Annotated in this window: 14 protein-coding genes; 10 read left to right on the top strand and 4 right to left on the bottom strand. The window is 31.7% G+C overall.

Going from position 1 to position 17,503, the window contains the following annotated elements; genetic code table 11:
- From QBK95_RS04815 to QBK95_RS04805, 3 genes are all read right to left on the bottom strand, one after another.
- A partial coding sequence (locus QBK95_RS04815; protein ID WP_280931135.1) for a response regulator occupies nucleotides 1–364 on the bottom strand: 364 nt, incomplete at its 3' end.
- A complete protein-coding gene (locus tag QBK95_RS04810) occupies nucleotides 354–2,534 on the bottom strand; it encodes a tetratricopeptide repeat-containing sensor histidine kinase (RefSeq protein ID WP_280931133.1) in 2,181 nt (726 codons plus the stop codon). The genes QBK95_RS04810 and QBK95_RS04815, both read right to left, overlap by 11 nt.
- Before the next feature lie 180 nt (nucleotides 2,535–2,714).
- Nucleotides 2,715–4,049 (bottom strand): exo-beta-N-acetylmuramidase NamZ family protein, encoded by a 1,335-nt coding sequence (locus tag QBK95_RS04805; protein ID WP_280931132.1) that lies wholly within the window; start codon nucleotides 4,047–4,049, stop codon nucleotides 2,715–2,717.
- A gap of 8 nt (nucleotides 4,050–4,057) precedes the next feature.
- Between QBK95_RS04805 and QBK95_RS04800 the strand changes: the two genes are divergently transcribed.
- The 3 genes from QBK95_RS04800 to QBK95_RS04790 all read left to right on the top strand — a co-directional run bounded on the left by QBK95_RS04800 (nucleotide 4,058) and on the right by QBK95_RS04790 (nucleotide 7,904).
- Entirely contained in the window at nucleotides 4,058–5,299 is a 1,242-nt protein-coding gene (locus QBK95_RS04800) for an ABC transporter permease (protein ID WP_280931130.1), read from the top strand.
- Nucleotides 5,300–5,397: 98 nt separating this feature from the next.
- Nucleotides 5,398–6,759 (top strand): pyridoxal-phosphate dependent enzyme, encoded by a 1,362-nt coding sequence (locus QBK95_RS04795; RefSeq protein ID WP_280931129.1) that lies wholly within the window; start codon nucleotides 5,398–5,400, stop codon nucleotides 6,757–6,759.
- 164 nt (nucleotides 6,760–6,923) lie between these two features.
- Nucleotides 6,924–7,904 (top strand): helix-turn-helix domain-containing protein, encoded by a 981-nt coding sequence (locus QBK95_RS04790; protein WP_280931127.1) that lies wholly within the window; start codon nucleotides 6,924–6,926, stop codon nucleotides 7,902–7,904.
- Between the two features lie 416 nt (nucleotides 7,905–8,320).
- Here the strand turns inward: QBK95_RS04790 and QBK95_RS04785 are convergent, their stop codons facing one another.
- Nucleotides 8,321–9,163: a M57 family metalloprotease gene (locus QBK95_RS04785; RefSeq protein WP_280931125.1), complete on the bottom strand. Its 843-nt coding sequence runs from the start codon at nucleotides 9,161–9,163 to the stop codon at nucleotides 8,321–8,323.
- Between the two features lie 231 nt (nucleotides 9,164–9,394).
- On the opposite strand from QBK95_RS04785, the gene QBK95_RS04780 reads away from it, so the two are divergent.
- The 7 genes from QBK95_RS04780 to QBK95_RS04750 all read left to right on the top strand — a co-directional run bounded on the left by QBK95_RS04780 (nucleotide 9,395) and on the right by QBK95_RS04750 (nucleotide 17,432).
- Nucleotides 9,395–10,687, top strand: coding sequence for a DUF2851 family protein (locus QBK95_RS04780; protein WP_280931123.1), 1,293 nt, complete (start codon nucleotides 9,395–9,397; stop codon nucleotides 10,685–10,687).
- Nucleotides 10,688–10,704: 17 nt separating this feature from the next.
- A complete protein-coding gene (locus tag QBK95_RS04775) occupies nucleotides 10,705–10,926 on the top strand; it encodes a PspC domain-containing protein (protein WP_280931121.1) in 222 nt (73 codons plus the stop codon).
- Nucleotides 10,927–10,928: 2 nt separating this feature from the next.
- Nucleotides 10,929–11,936 (top strand): potassium channel family protein, encoded by a 1,008-nt coding sequence (locus QBK95_RS04770; protein WP_280931119.1) that lies wholly within the window; start codon nucleotides 10,929–10,931, stop codon nucleotides 11,934–11,936.
- 98 nt (nucleotides 11,937–12,034) lie between these two features.
- A complete protein-coding gene (locus QBK95_RS04765; RefSeq protein WP_280931117.1) occupies nucleotides 12,035–13,636 on the top strand; it encodes an alanine/glycine:cation symporter family protein in 1,602 nt (533 codons plus the stop codon).
- Between the two features lie 27 nt (nucleotides 13,637–13,663).
- Nucleotides 13,664–14,527, top strand: coding sequence for a helix-hairpin-helix domain-containing protein (locus QBK95_RS04760; protein ID WP_280931115.1), 864 nt, complete (start codon nucleotides 13,664–13,666; stop codon nucleotides 14,525–14,527).
- Between the two features lie 120 nt (nucleotides 14,528–14,647).
- A complete protein-coding gene (locus QBK95_RS04755; protein ID WP_280931113.1) occupies nucleotides 14,648–15,805 on the top strand; it encodes an acyl-CoA dehydrogenase family protein in 1,158 nt (385 codons plus the stop codon).
- A 247-nt stretch (nucleotides 15,806–16,052) separates the two neighbouring features.
- A complete protein-coding gene (locus QBK95_RS04750) occupies nucleotides 16,053–17,432 on the top strand; it encodes an alpha-amylase (protein ID WP_280931111.1) in 1,380 nt (459 codons plus the stop codon).
- Nucleotides 17,433–17,503: the final 71 nt, after the last annotated feature.

Below are 17,503 nucleotides of genomic sequence, written 5' to 3'. Positions count from 1 at the left end.
TGGTTTGGATAGCTCTAAGAAGCTCTTCTTTTTCTGCGTTTTTTGGGACATATCCATCAACATCATGTTCAATAAGGTTGTCGATCATATCTGGGTTATTATGCATACTTACAACCAAGGTTTCAATAGTATTGCTTCTTTGTTTTACTATTTTATTAAGAGAAATACCATCCATTTCTGGCATGGTAATATCGGTAATAATAAGATCTATTTTTTCATCAGGATTGATTTCTAAATACTTAGCGATATGCTTGCCGTTTTTAGCGGTTAACAAAATGTTATATTCTTTTTCAGAATGTAGGATACTTAGCAATCCATCTAAAAACATTTTGTGATCATCTGCAATAATTAAATTATACTTCATTGGTGGCAGTTATTAAGTTGGTAATTGTAATATTAATAATAGTTCCTCTTTTTATTCTTGAATCAATGTCTATAACTCCAGATATTTTTTTTAATCTACTTCTGATATTCGTAAATCCAATACCTTCTCCATTTTTATTTAGTTCAAAACCAATACCGTTATCTTCAAATAGAATACTTAACTCGTTTTCAAATAAATTTAACTGAAGGGTTATAGAAGTGGCTTTTGCATGTTTAATCGTATTAGTAATTAGTTCTTGAATGATTTTAAAAGTTTCAATTTTGATAGCTTCCTCTAATAAATCAATTGTTTTTCTTGGATATGCACTAAATGAAGTGTCTAAACTACTAGCACCACCAATATTGGTGAAATATTCTTCAATAACGTCACAAAAATTGTTTTTTGTAAATTTTTTAGGAATTAAATTATGAGATAGACTTCTTACCAGCTCATAGGTGTCATCTATCTGAATATTGATTGTTTTTAAATGACTTTTGTTACTACCATTGTTATGAGAGTTATTTAACTGGAGTTTTATTGCAGCCAAGTTTCCTCCGATACTATCATGTAATTCCTGAGCGATCCGTTTTCTTTCTTTATCCTGACCCGCTACAGAAGCTTTGATTACCTTTAACTCCTGATCTTTTAATAAGGAAGATATTTTTTCCTGATTTATTTCTTTTTGTTTTTGATTCAATTCACTCTGAGCCTTAATTTTTTGATAATAGGTAATCAGTAATCCAATTACTGGAATTAAAAGTATTAAAAACGAATATAAAATTATGTATTTAAATGTTTTTTGCCTGGAAGTTTCTTCTTGTTGTCTTTTTATTTCTAATATCTTAAGTTCTTGATTTTTCTTTAAAATGATATTGTCCTTTAGCGTTTTGTCTGTGGTGTTCTGAAAAGATAACATTTTGTTTTCGTTCTCTTTTTTCTCAATTTCATTCTCCTTATGTTCAATTTCTTGTTTGAGCTTCAGATTTCTAATTGCTTCCTCGCGATTTGCTAATTCTAAGGCTCTATTCGTATTTTCGATTTGTAGAAATTTTATTTCTTTCTCTTTTTGTAAAGTTTTGTACTTTACTTCGAGTTCGTTAATTTCTTCGTCCTTATCTAATGACCTAGTAGAATCGATTACTTCGTGATATTTTTCTTGATAGGCAAGTGCTTTTTTATAATCATTTTGAGAAACTGACACCTCTTTTAATCTATAAAATATTTTTTTCTGTTCATTTAGAAAACCAACTGTTTTTGCCTTTTCTAACGCCAATAACATAATTTCTTCTGCTTCTTTATGCTTTTTTTGATCATTTAGTACACGTCCTTTTTCTACATTACCAATAATTTCCATTTTATGATATTTATTGGTTGTGGCGATTTCAATTGCTTCATCAAAAGTTAGTAAAGCTTGATCCACATTGCCTAATTTTTTATAAGTGATTGCTAAATTGATTGAAATCGTTCCAATACAGCTATATCTTTTGGCTTTTGTACAGAGCTCACGTGCTTTTTCTAGATATTTAATGGTTTCGTCATATTGTTCCCAATTTCCATAAATGGTAGCGATGTTAACGTAACTTCCGAAAACCATTTCTGAATTTTCGGTGTATTTTACACATTTTTTAAACAGCTCTAGCGCAGCTTCGTGTTCTGATGTGGCGATGTACACATTTGCCAGCCCAAAAGAGTTGACATAATAAATACGTTTATCATCATATTTTAAGGAGAGATCAATACCTTTTAGATGCCATTTTTTTGATTTTTCATTAAGCCCAATTTTAGCATCTATCATTCCTAGTAAATTATAGGACAGACCATAGATTTCATGTTTTATAGTATCATTATCAAAATTTTTGAGGGATAATATTTTTTGCGCATAATATTTAGATGAATCTATTTGAGATTTATTCTTAAAATAAGAACTAAGAATCAAACTTAAATCTGCCTTAAATCGATCGCTTTTAAATCCTTTCTTGTTAAATTGCTCGTGAACTTTATTGTATGCTTCTTCTCGTTTACCTCTAGTATTGACCAGTTTTTGAATTTCTTTTACAATTCTTCTTTCATTTTTTTTAAAAGATGAAATTTCATTGTTATCTATTTGTGCATGTATATAGAATGAAAAAAATAGTAAAGAAAAGGCTAAAACGTTCCTAAAAATATGCATAATACAATTGATTGCTATTCCATGTTTGTTGCTGTTCGGATTACTATGTTTTTTTAGTTAAGTCACTGTTTAGTAAACCGAAAACACATCATTATTTGATAATACAAACATAGTCAAAGGTACTAATTTCATTAGCTTTTGACATCCCTGAAAACAGGGGTCTTATTTAATGTCGTCAGATCAATCATATATCAGATATTGGGCTCTTATTTTTTTGAATTTTTCCAGATCTTTTATCCAGGTTTTCTTGATTTCACGAGCCGTGTATCCTTGTTCTATTTGTTGTTGTAATTTTTGAGTTCCCGCGTGAATGGTAAATGATTTGGTATTAAAAAATCCTTCTTTGTTTTTAGAGTTACGATAAGCATCTAATAGCCATTGGAGGTTTATACTATTAAGTCGCTCTGTTTTTCTTAAATCTTTTCCATAGCATACTTCTCCCTTATGTTTAGGGTATTTAGAACCAAAATTAGGTTGAGGTGTATATGCAAAATCATATTGATCAATTGAAAAATCTGTTGACCCAAAAATCTGAAACTGCATTTCGGTACCACGACCTGCATTTATAGTAGTTCCTTCAAAAAAACCAAGGCTAGGATAAAGGTTTATCGAAGTGTCATTGGGTAGGTTTGGGGAAGGTCTTATTGCTAAACTATAGAATGTTTGATGTGTGTAATTCTGTACGGTGATAATTTGAATTTCGCACTTTAAATCATTTCCTAACCAACCTTCTCCATTTACCATTTTAGCATATTCTCCGATTGTCATACCATGAACTAATGGGATTGGGTGAACACCTACAAAACTTGAATGTTCTGGTTCTAATGTTGGACCATCAATATAATGACCATTAGGATTAGGACGATCCAAGATCAATAATGGAATATCGTTTTCTGCACAAGCCTGCATTACATAATGAAGTGTAGAAATATAAGTGTAGAATCGAGCTCCTACATCTTGAATATCAAAAATTACGATTTCAATGCCAGCAAGAGCTTCTGCAGAGGGTTTTTTGGTTTTTCCGTGTAACGAAATGATTGGTAATCCTGTTTTGGTGTCTTTCCCATCTGCAACTAATTCACCAGCATCTGCTGTGCCTCTAAAACCATGTTCTGGAGCAAATACTTTTTGAATCGATATCTTTCTGGATAATAATGAATCCACAAGATGAATATATTGATCCAAATTATTAGCAGTAACTCCCGTAGTTTGTAATAATGGACCAAGATTAGGATACTTAAAAATTACAGAGGTCTGATTACCCACTATTGCAACTTTCTTTCCTTCTAATAAAGGAAGATATAGTTCTGTTTGATTAGCACCAACTATAATCGGTTTTAAGATGTCTAATGAATCTTGTTTTTGACTTTCTGAGATAATACTTTTTTCATTAACAGTAGGTTTATTATCCGTAGAAGAAGTCTGGGATGTTATTTTTGTTCCGCTTCCACAAGAAATAAACACTGTGAAAAGGAATAAAAACGTATTTTTGAATGCATTTCTGATAAAAACCATAAGTAATCTTGAATTTCGAATATTTTATTGCCAAACGCCTTATCAAAGGTAAGGAACATAAAAGTAGCATATCATCCGCAATCATAAAAATAGCAATTTTTGCTATTGCCATCGGTATGGTTATGATGTTGATCACTGTTGCTACTGGTGTAGGTTTACAACGTAAAATAAGAGAAAAAGTTGCAGCCTTCAATGGTCATGTTATTATTTCCAGTTATGATAATAACAGTAGTATAGAATCATTGATTCCTATAAAGAAAGAACAGCATTTTTATCCAAAATTTACTGATGTAGATGGTGTTACACATGTTCAGGGAGTTGCTACAAAAGGTGGTTTGATCAGAACAGAAGATGATTTTGAAGGAGTGGTAGTAAAAGGAGTTGGAGATGATTATAACTGGTCTTATTTTAAAGAATTTTTAGTAGAGGGATGCTTACCTGACTTTTCTGACCCTAGAAATAACCAAATATTAATATCATCTTATACATCTTCGCGTTTAGGTTTACGAGTAGGAGATAAGGCAAATACCGTCTTTCTTAAAAAGAATTCGAGTTCTAATATTCCAGCTAATATTAGAGCTTTTGAGATAGTTGGTATATATGATTCTGGTTTCCAAGAGTTTGATGAGAAATTTATTTTTGCGGATATAAGACATATCCAAAAAATGAATAAATGGAAAGAAAATCAAGTTGGAGGATTTGAAGTGTTTATAGATGATTTTGATGAAATTGATAAAAAGGGAGGTGAGATTTATAACAGCATCCCTTCTGATCTGGAAGCACAAACCATTGCTTTAAAATATGGAAGCATTTTTGAATGGTTAAAACTTTTCGATTTGAACATTTTTGGGATTATCAGCATTATTATATTAGTTGCAGGGATTAATATGATTACCGCTTTGTTGGTCTTGATTTTAGAAAGAACACCAATGATCGGAATTCTAAAATCATTAGGTACGAATGATTGGAGTATCAGAAAAGTATTTCTTTATAATGCAGGTTATTTAATTTTAATAGGACTTTTTTGGGGTAACCTTATAGGAATAGGTCTACTATTAATTCAAAAATATTATGGTGTTATTGGATTGAATCCTGCTACATATTATGTGAGTACTGCACCAATATATATAGATGTCGGATATATTATTTTACTCAATCTTGGTACGATGTTATTATGCTTAGTAATGCTATTGATACCCTCTTACGTAATTGCTAAAATTTCGCCCTCAAAAGCAATCCGATTTCAGTAGTATTTAAATCAATTGTCTTCGTCATTACTTCTTACTTTGTATTTGTATCTTTGCACGGCATAAAAAAACAATATAGACTGTAATAAAATTGTAAACTTGTGAAATACGCAAACAATATATTAGAAACCATAGGAGATACACCTTTGGTTAAAATGAATGCATTAGTGAATGATGTTGATGCATTAGTATTGGCTAAGTATGAGACTTTTAATCCTGGGAACTCAGTAAAAGATCGTATGGCCTTGAAGATGATTGAAGATGCTGAAGCAGATGGAAGATTAAAACCAGGAGGAACTATTATAGAAGGTACATCTGGTAATACTGGAATGGGACTCGCTCTGGTAGCTATAGTTAAAGGATATAGGTTAATCTGTGTTATGGCAGATAAACAATCTAAGGAAAAGATGGATATTCTTAGAGCAGTTGGAGCTAAAGTGATGGTTTGCCCAACCAACGTAGAACCAGATGATCCTAGATCATATTATTCTGTTTCTAAAAGATTAGCAGAAGAAACTCCAAATTCTTGGTATGTTAATCAGTACGATAACCCTTCTAATGCGATAGCACATTATGAAAGTACAGGTCCTGAGATTTGGGAACAGACAGAAGGAAAAATAACTCACTTTATTGTGGGTGTTGGTACTGGAGGTACGATTTCTGGAGTGGGTAAATATTTAAAAGAAAAAAATCCAAATATAAAAATTTGGGGTATCGATACGTATGGATCGGTATTTAAAAAATATCATGAAACTGGTGTTTTTGATGAAAATGAAATTTACTCTTATATCACAGAAGGTATTGGAGAAGATATTCTACCCAAAAATGTAGATTTCTCAATTATTGACGGGTTTACAAAAGTAACCGATAAGGATGCAGCAGTTTATACCCAAAGACTAGCCAAAGAAGAAGGTATGTTTTTAGGTAATAGTGCGGGAGCAGCTGTTAAAGGATTATTGCAGCTAAAAGAAAACTTTAAGAAAGAAGATGTTGTAGTTGTACTATTTCATGATCACGGGAGTCGTTATGTTGGTAAAATGTTTAATGATGATTGGATGCGTGAACGAGGTTTTCTTGAAGAAGAAGTGTCTACAGCGGTAGATTTAGTTAAAGGTCATGTAGAAAAACCTCTGGTAACTGTAAAAACCGAAGAATTGGTTTCTCATGCAATTGAACGTATGCGAAAATTTCAGATTTCTCAAATTCCTGTACAGGACAGTGAAGGTTTTGTAGGATCTGTAGATGAAAGTGCCTTGTTTACGGCATTTCTTGATAATAAGAATACAGGCGATACACCAATAAGAGAAATCATGAACGATCCCTTTCCGATTGTTAGTGCTAATACTTCTCTGGATGAAATATCTGGACTGATTAAAAATGGAAATCCTGCGGTTCTTGTAGCGCTGGAAAATGGAAAACATCATATCATCACCAAATATGATGTTATTAGTCATATAAAATAAATTATTTATCTTTATAAGAAATAAGATTATCCCCTTTATTAGTTATGAAAACTAGTATAGGGGTTGTTTTTATACTTAAATCTGATTTATATGAGATGTTTTACGCAACTTTTAGGTAAAATATCAATCTATTAAAAGAAGGATTCGTATAAAATCGATGTACTATGGAAAAATATTCATTTGACTTTTCTGATATAGATAAACTAAGGAACTATTTTAGATCTCAATTAGAACCTGATGGGGTTACTGATAGGATCTACTTTCCTCCAGAAATAGCAGAAGGATATTTGAGTTATTATAAAATATCTCCTGAGGTTTTTCTTTTTATTAATAACTACAAAGCACATGTGGATATAGAATATGTGAGGGAACCTATTGACGAAAATGATATTATTTTACATTTTAGAAAGTACGCACTAAACCATCAAGTTAAAAAAAATGAAATTGTAAGCTCTTATTCTGATAGCTACACTCCAGGAAATATGAGATGCATGGATGCGCAACAAGGAGAAAGAGTCTATATTACTAAAGGAGCTGAAGTAAAATCTACCATGATTGTTCTTAAGAGTTCGTATACCAAGCCGTATTTTATGAAAAACAGCCTTATGGCTGAAAAAGTAGATAGCTACATTAGACATTCTCATCAGGATATTAATAAATTTTATTTATCCTATAAGCAATCTATATTATTTGATCAGATTGTTACACCTAATTTTAGTAAGGTTGAAAATTATCTGTATTTCATAGCCAGAGGAATTCGTTTATTAGAAACATTCTGGAGAGATGTACTTAAATGGGAGACAGAAAGCAATCCATTTAATATTAATAGTTCTCAAGTAGGTAATATATACAAAGTAAGTACATATCTCGAGCATAACTTACACGAACCTTTTATAGGTGTTGATCAATTATCATCTATGGCACATATGAGTCGAACAAATTTCTTTAATATGTTTAAAGAAATTCATGACCAGACGCCTTTAGAATTTTTTAATAATAAAAAACTAGAAAGCTCTTATAATATGATTTTTACAGAAGGGTTGTCTATTAAAGAAGTAATGGGTAATCTGAATTATTCTAATTCTTCAAAATTCAGGAAAGCTTTTTTTAATAAGTTTGATGTTTATCCCGATATCCGTATCTAAACTTTTATACAATATAGTCTAAAATAAAGATGGTCGTCAACAATGACAACCATCTATAACCTAACACAAACTCAACTAAGCTTAGGATTTTGTAATCTTTATATTTTTAATGAAAATATTTTCCCTATTTCTATAACAAAGTAAAGAAATGATCCGATTTTAATAATTTCCATTAATACATAAAATCTTACCAATAGTACATTTTTCGAGTATTTAAGCCTTTTTTAAGAGTAAATAGTACTATTTTATGTGAAATAGTATGATTTTAAAGGGGTTTATCTTTTTTTATTGTTGAATTCAGAGTAATTGGTTTATATATAGTAGGTTACAGATTAAGTAACTGTATTGAAGATAAAAAGAAGGGTTATCGTTAGGATAACCCTTTTATTTTGTAATTCAACCTAATTTGATACTAACTATTGATAAAGTCTTCTTAGTCCAACTCTATCTTGCCTAAAAAAGTTTCCAGTTTCATTAATCCTAAAGCATGCTCGCATTACAGAAGATTGAGAATCTACGCTACCATCTGTTCCAGGAATAAATACTGCTCCAATACTTCCAGCACCTTCATTACCTTGTAAAAATGGTGGGCAAGAACTACGTGTCCCAAAATCAGAATGTCTAAGACCAAAACAATGACCTAATTCGTGAGTCATTAAATGCTCGATAGCGCCCAACGGTAAAGAAGAAGAACCACCATCGATTTCTACTCGATTAAATGGATTTCCATTCCTTGGGAAACCTGCTACTCCTCCTTGATTATTAGATGAATTGCTAAATACTACAATGTTTTTGCCTCCATTATTATTTCCAAAAGATAGTTCTAATCTAAACTTAAGGTTCAGATTGTTATAATTTGCAACTGCCCTTCGAAGCCCTCTTCTTAGATTACGGTTTAGATTACGTCCTCTTACTGTAATTACCCTTCTTCCATTATTAGGAACTCTAACAAGGTTGTTTGTGCGATATAACTTTTGTGTGACTTCATCTTCTGAGGATGGAAGATTAGGCATGTTTAGTATATCATCATGAGATAAAAAGATATCATGAGACAACCATCCAAATTCTTTGGTTCCATCTGGGAGCTCCTGTGTATATGGAATAACTCCAGTTGTATTAACACCTAATTGTTGAATTTTGAGTAAAACTTCTGCTGGAACCTCTTGTGCGGGTTCAGGTTCAAATAGTTCATCGTTCTGACACGAGTATAAAATACTGGTTAATATCGCAATGAAAGCGACGGTTTTAAAAGTTTTCATAAAAATTGAATTTGTGTAAATAAAATAAGTTGTGAGTTTTGTTGAATTACTATTGTAATATAGTGTTAATATTTTGATTTTAAGCGTGTTATATTGTCACAGTTTTTACGGTTTTCCCCAAAAAAGTTGCTGTAATATTTAAAAATTGACTGAATGGGTAACATTTCTACTATTGCTTACACATAATCATAACACTCAAGGAGAATTGATTGAAAATTAATGATTAATAAAATGAAAGAAGATTTCCTCCATTATATATGGAAATATAAAAAGTTTGAATTTTCTAATCTTAAAACAACAAACAAAGAAAGAATTATACTTCAACGTATTGGTGATCATAATGAACAAAATTCAGGCCCCGATTTTTTTAATGCTCAATTAGTAATTGATGATCAAAAATGGGCAGGAAATATAGAAATACATATCAAATCTAGTGATTGGTATGCTCACAATCATGAGTCGGATCCCATGTATGATAATGTAATCTTACATGTTGTTTGGGAAGATGATATAACAATTTTTAGAAACGATAATTCTATAATACCATCATTACAGTTAAGGGATTATGTAGATGAATCGATACTAAATCAATATCAGAGGATTTTTAAAGTTAATAATAAACGATGGATTAAGTGCCAAAAACAACTTCATCAAGTGTCAGGTTTTACAATAGCTAATTGGCAAGAAAGGTTGTATGTAGAAAGGTTAGAGCACAAGTCAATTTTAATAAAAGAGTTATTGCAAAACGCTTCCAATAATTGGGAGGCTATATTGTTTAGATTACTATCTAAGAATTTTGGACTTAAGGCTAATGGTGATGCTTTTTTGAGTTTAGCTAATTCATTAGAGTTTTCTGTAGTGCAAAAATGTAGTAATCATTTAGATCGGTTAGAGGCTTTGTTTTTTGGTCAAGCCAGTATGCTTGATCTAGAGGTAGAGGATGAATATGTTCAAAGACTTAGAAAAGAATATGACTTTTTAAGAGGTAAATTTCAATTGAAAAATCAAGGTGTATTACCATTTCAATTTTTTAGATTGCGCCCACCAAATTTTCCAACGATAAGATTGTCGCAACTTGCAAATCTTTACTTTAAAAACAAACAGCTTTTTAGTAAAATTATTGAAGCCAAGAGATTAGAAGAGTTTTATGTCTTATTCAATATTGAAGCAAGTAGTTTTTGGAAGAATCATTATACTTTTAGCAAAGAATCTACAACTAGAAATAAGCGTCTTACCAAATCATTTATTCATTTAATTTTGATCAACACCGTGATACCTTTAAAATTCTTGTATGCAAAAAGTATAGGAAAAGATGCAGAACAAGAGGTTTTTGGACTAATATCACAATTGCCAACAGAAAAGAATGCTATTGTGAATAAGTTTTCTGCATTAGGAATTAATATTGAAGATGCTCTACATTCTCAAGCTATGATTCAACTTAAAAACAATTATTGTGATCAAAATGCATGTCTAAGATGTGCAATCGGTAATTATTTACTGAATAGAGATCATAGTTTGGGATAATATAATTATTTTGCATTATGCTTTATAACTTAAGACATTTTTTAGAACGAAACGGATTTTATGTTTCTAGCAGATTAGCCGATAGATTGGGAATGAGAGCTAAGAATGTGCGCTTATTTTTTATTTATTTGACTTTTGCTACTGCTGGTTTAGGTTTTGTAATTTATCTTAATCTTGCATTTTGGCTTAAATTAAAAGATCTAGTATACACTAAAAGAACTTCGGTATTTGACTTATAGGTATGTTAAAGTGGTTTAGATCTAAAATATATATAGCATTAGTTTTACTGATAACTGTGGTTGCAGTTGGAGTATTGGGATTTCGTTTTTTTTCGGATTATTCTTGGATCGATGCTTTATATATGACAGTTATAACTATGTCTACTGTAGGTTTTGGTGAAGTAGAACCATTAGATGATACTGCAAAATTATTTACAGTTTTCTTGATTACTACAAGTGCAGTAATACTAGCATATTCCTTATCTGTAATTACAGAATATATTGTAGGTAAAAGTGACCCTCAACGAGTACAATATCGAAAATTGCAAAAGATGATACATAAATTAGAAAACCATATAATCATTGTGGGCTATGGCCGGAATGGTAAACAAGCAGCTGATAAGTTGTTGGCATATAATAAACCCTTTGTGATTATAGAGAAAGATAAAAGTATAATCGAAAAACATCAAAGCGATACCCTTTTCTTTTTAGAAGGTAATGCTACAGAAGATGAAGTGTTACTTAAAGCCGAAATAAAAGATGCCTCTTGTTTAATTTGCACATTACCTGAGGATGCAGATAATTTATTTATAGTATTATCAGCAAGACAAATTAATAGAGGTTTGAAAATTATAAGTAGAGCTTCTCAAGATACATCTTATAAGAAAATAAAACTTGCAGGTGCAGATAATGTAATTATGCCAGACAGAATAGGAGGAGATCATATGGCTTCGCTAGTAGTGGTTCCTGATTTGATTGAGTTTCTGGATAACCTTTCTATAGTAGGTAAAAAATCTATTAATATCGAAGAAGTATCTTTTGAGGATATGTTTGATGACCAAAAAGAAAGAACCATTCGTACTATTGATATGAGATCGAGAACAGGATGTACAATAATTGGTTATAAATCTCCTGATGGCGAGTATATTGTAAACCCAGAAGCCGATACCATTTTGAAGCCAGGATCTAAGGTCGTTGTTCTAGGTCGTCCAGAACAAGTGAATCTGTTAAATAAAGAATTTAATATTTAACTTATGCTGAAGATTTAATAGTTAAATAATTGTAAACAATTGTTTTTTTTAGCATCTTGCTCACTTCTAAAAAACTAAATTCAATTAACTCACACATTATGAAGAGAATTCTTCTTTCAATTTTAGCACTCACAATTCCATTATTAACATTCGCACAAGAGACAACCGAAAAAGGTCTAGACCAAAAAATAGATGAAGCTTTTCAACCAGTTTCAGATTTTTTCTCTAGCGTTATCTTTTTTGAAGTGTATGCAGGAGCGCCTTTTGTAATAATACTGTTGGTGTTAAGTGCATTGTTCTTTACAATTTATTTTGGATTTCCTAATATTCGATATTTCGCAAAAGCTATTAATGTAGTTAGAGGAAAATATGATGATGTAGAAGGTCATGGATTAGGTGATCCTGATGCAGCAGTGGATGGAGATATTCCTGATACCATAAGAGATGAAAGCAAAGACGGAGAGGTATCGCATTTTCAAGCGTTAGCCACTGCAGTTTCTGGAACAGTTGGTAATGGTAATATTGCTGGGGTTGCATTGGCAATTGCGTTAGGAGGACCAGGAGCTACTTTTTGGATGATTATTTGTGGATTATTAGGTATGTCTACAAAGTTTGTAGAATGTACTTTAGGAGTTCAATATCGAGATGTTGGTGAAGATGGAACCGTATACGGAGGTCCAATGTATTACTTAAGTAAAGGACTTAAGGAAAGAGGTTTTACAGTACTTGGTAAAATAGCCGCGGTTATTTTTGCCGTTTTCTGTATCGGAGGATCATTTGGTGGTGGAAACGCTGCACAATCCAATCAAGCAACAATTGTTTTAAAAGAACTAATGGGCTTAGAGAGTACAGGTGCAGGGACTGTAATAGGAGTTGTATTGGCTATTCTTGTAGGGATTATTATTATTGGAGGAATTAAAAGAATTGCTTCCGTGACTGAAAAAGTAGTTCCTTTAATGGCAGTAATGTACATCATAGCTTGTTTGTATATAATTTTTAGTAATTTCTCTTTTATTGATGATGCTATTGGTATGATTGTTACTGAAGCATTTAATCCGAAAGCAATAGGAGTAGGAGGACTAATAGGAGTTTTATTAGTAGGGTTTAAAAGAGCAGCATTTTCTAATGAAGCAGGAGCAGGTTCTGCCTCAATTGCTCACTCTGCTGTAAAAACAAAATATTCAGCCTCAGAAGGACTTGTAGCGTTGTTAGAGCCTTTTATTGATACAGTAGTAATCTGTACAATGACAGCTTTAGTAATAATTATTTTCAATTCAGGAGGAGCTTTTCAATATGGAGGAGATGGTAGTGGAGCTGTTTTAATAGATGGTGTTTCTTATGAAGGAGCAGGGATTACTGCACAAGCCTTTGGTAAATTTATTCCGTATTCTAATATATTCTTAACAATTGCTGTAGTGTTGTTTGCAGTATCTACTATGATATCTTGGTCTTACTATGGATTACAGTCTTGGAAATTCTTATTTGGTAGAGGTAAGACAGCGGATTTAGTATATAAACTTTTATTTTTAACTTTTGTTATTATTGGTGCTGCTGCAAGTATGGGATCAATTTGGGCATTCTCTGATGCGATGATTTTCGCAATGGTGTTCCCTAATATGGTAGGATTATTCTTCCTGTTCCCAGTAGTTAAAAAACAACTTGCGAGATATTTTGATGCAATAAAAGCTTCGAATAAATAAAGTCGTTTATTATTCAATATGAAAAATATGAAATCCCATTTCGAGATACATAGACGTTTCCGAAATGGGATTCTTCTTTTGTCACTTTTCTTGTTTGGTTTGGTGTTGATATTTTATTGGTATCCTACATCTAGAAATGATGTGGAACACTTCCAGGAACTTGCAGAATTTCAGGCACAAATTGAAGCGAATAAATTAGCTGCAAATGAAAAGAAAAAATCTTATCGATTAAAACCTTTCAATCCAAATTTTATAACAGATTATAAAGGATATGTGTTAGGCTTGTCTCCAGAAGAACTTGATAAATTAGATGCTTTTAGAAAAGAAAATAAATGGATAAATTCTGCTTCAGATTTTAAGAGAGTCACTGGAGTTTCTGATTCACTATTAGCGAGAATCTCTCCTTTGTTCAAATTTCCAGATTGGGTACAGCATTCTAAAAACCAAAAACCTTATAAAAAGAAAAAATATTCAGTTAAATCTTTTTCTCAGAAAGAAGATCTTAACTCGATTTCTGTAGTAGAGCTTCAGGATAAAATAGGTGTACCTGATTTTATCGCAGAGAGAATTATAAAATACAGAAATGAATTAGGAGGATTTATTAGCGATCTTCAACTTAAAGATGTTAAAGGTTTGTATGGAAACCAACGCACTAAGATCCTAGCGCTATATACGGTAAAAAATAAAAAAGAAATTAAGAAGATTAATGTAAACGTTGCCTCAGTAAAGGAATTGATGGAAGTTCCTTATTTTGATTTTGAAACAGCATTGGATATACGAGACTTTATAGAAGCAAATAATGGAATATCAAATTTTGAAGAATTAGGAAAAATTGAGGGTTTTTCTTTAGAAAAAATAGACAGAATAGAGTTATATTTGACATTAAATTAAAAATCGGAGAAAATTACTGTAAATTTTGATAATACTTAAATCTATATATAGATTTTGAGATATCAGTTTCCTTTACAGTAATATGTTAACTATATAAACCAAAGTTATCATTTAAACAACATGTATTTTACAGAAGAGCACGAATTATTTAGAGAAAGTCTTAAGGATTTTTTACAAAAAGAAGTAGTTCCACATATTGAAAAGTGGGAAAAGACAGGAGATATAGAACGTTTTATCTGGGAGAAATTCGGTGAAATGGGCTATTTCGGGATTGCATATCCGGAAGAATATGGGGGATTGGATCTAGATCTTTTTTATACTGTTATATTTTTAGAAGAATTACAAAAGATTAATTCAGGTGGTTTTGCCGCTGCAATGTGGGCACATGCTTATCTTGCAATGACTCATGTCAATAAAGAAGGCGATCACAGGATTAAAGAAAAGTATTTAAGAACTAGTATTACTGGAGAGAAAATAGGATGTTTATGTATCTCTGAGCCTTTTGGAGGATCTGATGTTGCAGGAATGAGAACTACAGCTGTTAAAGAAGGAGACTCTTATGTAATTAACGGTTCCAAAACTTTTATTACTAACGGAGTGTATAGTGATTACTTGGTGGTTGCGGCAAAAACTACTCCTGAGTTAGGGAATAAAGGAATAAGTATTTTTATTATGGATAGAGATACTCCAGGTATTTCTGCTACTAAATTAGATAAATTAGGGTGGAAAGCTTCCGATACTGGAGAAATTGCTTTTGAAAATGTTAAAATCCCATTAGAAAATTTGATGGGCGAAGAGAATAAAGGGTTCTCATATATTATGCAGCATTTTGCATTAGAAAGGTTGATAATGGGTATTAACGCTCATGCCAGAACCGAATATGCAATAGATTATGTGATTAAATATATGGGAGAGCGAGAAGCTTTTGGCAGAACTATAGATAAGTTTCAGGCATTGAGGCATTCTGTAGCAGATATGGCTAGTGAACTAGAAATGTGTAAGGAGTTTAATTACTCTGTGGCTAAAAGATTGGATAATGGTCAATATGTAGTTAAAGAGGCTAGTATGTCAAAGCTATTGTCAACTAAAATCGCAGATGAAGCTATGTACAAGTGCCTTCAGTTATTAGGAGGTTATGGGTATATGGAAGAATATCCAATAGCAAGACTTTTTAGAGATAGTAGATTAGGGCCAATAGGAGGAGGAACTTCGGAAATCTTAAGAGAAGTAATAGCAAAAATGGTGATAGATAAAAAGGAATATAAACCTGCTACTTAGTGGTTTTATATTAAAAACATTTACTTAAAAACTAAACAAAATCCGCAGCTTATAGTGAATTGACTATAAGTACCTGCGGATTTTTTGTTTATAATCATAAAAAAATGATGAACTGATCAAATTTTGGTTCTTTTTTTAGTGAGCTGTTAATATTTTATCAACACGAAAACGTTTGCGTAGTATTTCAAACGTTTTCGTTATAAGTAAAAATATTACATTGGTAAAAATTAACACAAACACTTATTTTATGAAAACTTTCAAGTTTATTTATTTTTTATTAGCGGTGTCTTTTATGATATCGTGTAGTAAAGATGAGGTTTTAGATTCGGTTGAGCCTGATTCTATTAAGCCTGAAGAAACTATTTCTACTAGAGCTGGTCTAAAAACAATTGGATCAGGTGTAATGATGCAAGCTTTTTATTGGGATGTTCCTGCTGGAGGTACTTGGTGGAATGTTGTAAAAGGCAAGGTTAACTCTTGGAGCAATGCAGGTATAGATGCAATTTGGCTACCACCAGTAAGCAAAGCTCAAAATGGAAAATTTTCTATGGGCTATGATCCTTTTGATTATTATGATTTTGGACAGTATAATCAAATGGGAAGTACTGAGACTAGATTTGGATCTAAATCAGAGTTAGAATCATTAATTTCTCGAGCTCATGATAAAGGGTTAAATGTAATAGCAGATATTGTAATTAACCATAATAGTGGAGGAGATCTTGAATGGAATGAATTTGCAGGAAAAAACACATATACTAAGTTTAATCCATTATCAGGAAAGTTTAATAGAACAAAATATGATTTTCACCCTAATGATAAATATAATTCTGACAGTGGAATTTTTGGGGGATTCCCTGATTTAAGCCATAAAAAAAGATATGTCCAAGATTGGTTGTATAGACAAAGTAATTCTGTGGCTAAGTATTATAAAAATACTATGAAATTTGATGGATATAGATTCGATTATGTGAAAGGTTTTGAGCCATGGGTTGCTAGAGAATTTCGTCAATCTACCGGTGTATTTGGTGTTGGTGAGTATTGGGATGGGAATGTAAATACCTTGAAATGGTGGACAGACCAGGCACAGATGTCCGCATTTGACTTTGGGTGTTATTATAAAATGAGAGATGCTTTTGTTGGTAATAATTTAAATGCATTAAGCGGTGATATGCTATGGAAAAGAAATGCGAGTAGAGCAGTTACTTTTGTAGCTAATCATGATACAGATGAAATTTACACAAATAAATTATTAGCATATGCTTATATATTAACTCATGAAGGATATCCTGCAATTTTTTACAGAGATTACGAGGATTGGTTAAGTAAAAGTAAGATGAACAATTTAATATGGATTCATAACAATCTTGCGGGAGGAAATACAACAAACCTTTGGACAGATAATGATGAATATATTGCCAGGAGAAATGGAGGAGGAGGAAAGAGCGGATTGATTGTTTATATAAACAATTCTAATTCATGGAAAGAAAGATGGATTCAGACAAATTGGTCTAGTAAAAAGATAAAGGATTATACAGGTAATTCTGGTTGGGAACCTACAACACAAGGAGGTAGATGGGTTAAAATTCAAGCTCCGCCAAAAGGATATACAGTATGGTCTTTAAAATAATATAGAATATTTAAGGTATTGAATTATTTTTAAACAGTTTTTTTATCTGCTAAATGCCCCTAATAGCAGAT

Origin of the sequence: Aquimarina mycalae (assembly GCF_029906345.1) — a bacterium.
Lineage (GTDB): Bacteria > Bacteroidota > Bacteroidia > Flavobacteriales > Flavobacteriaceae > Aquimarina.
This window is presented reverse-complemented; position numbering and strand designations above follow the sequence as displayed.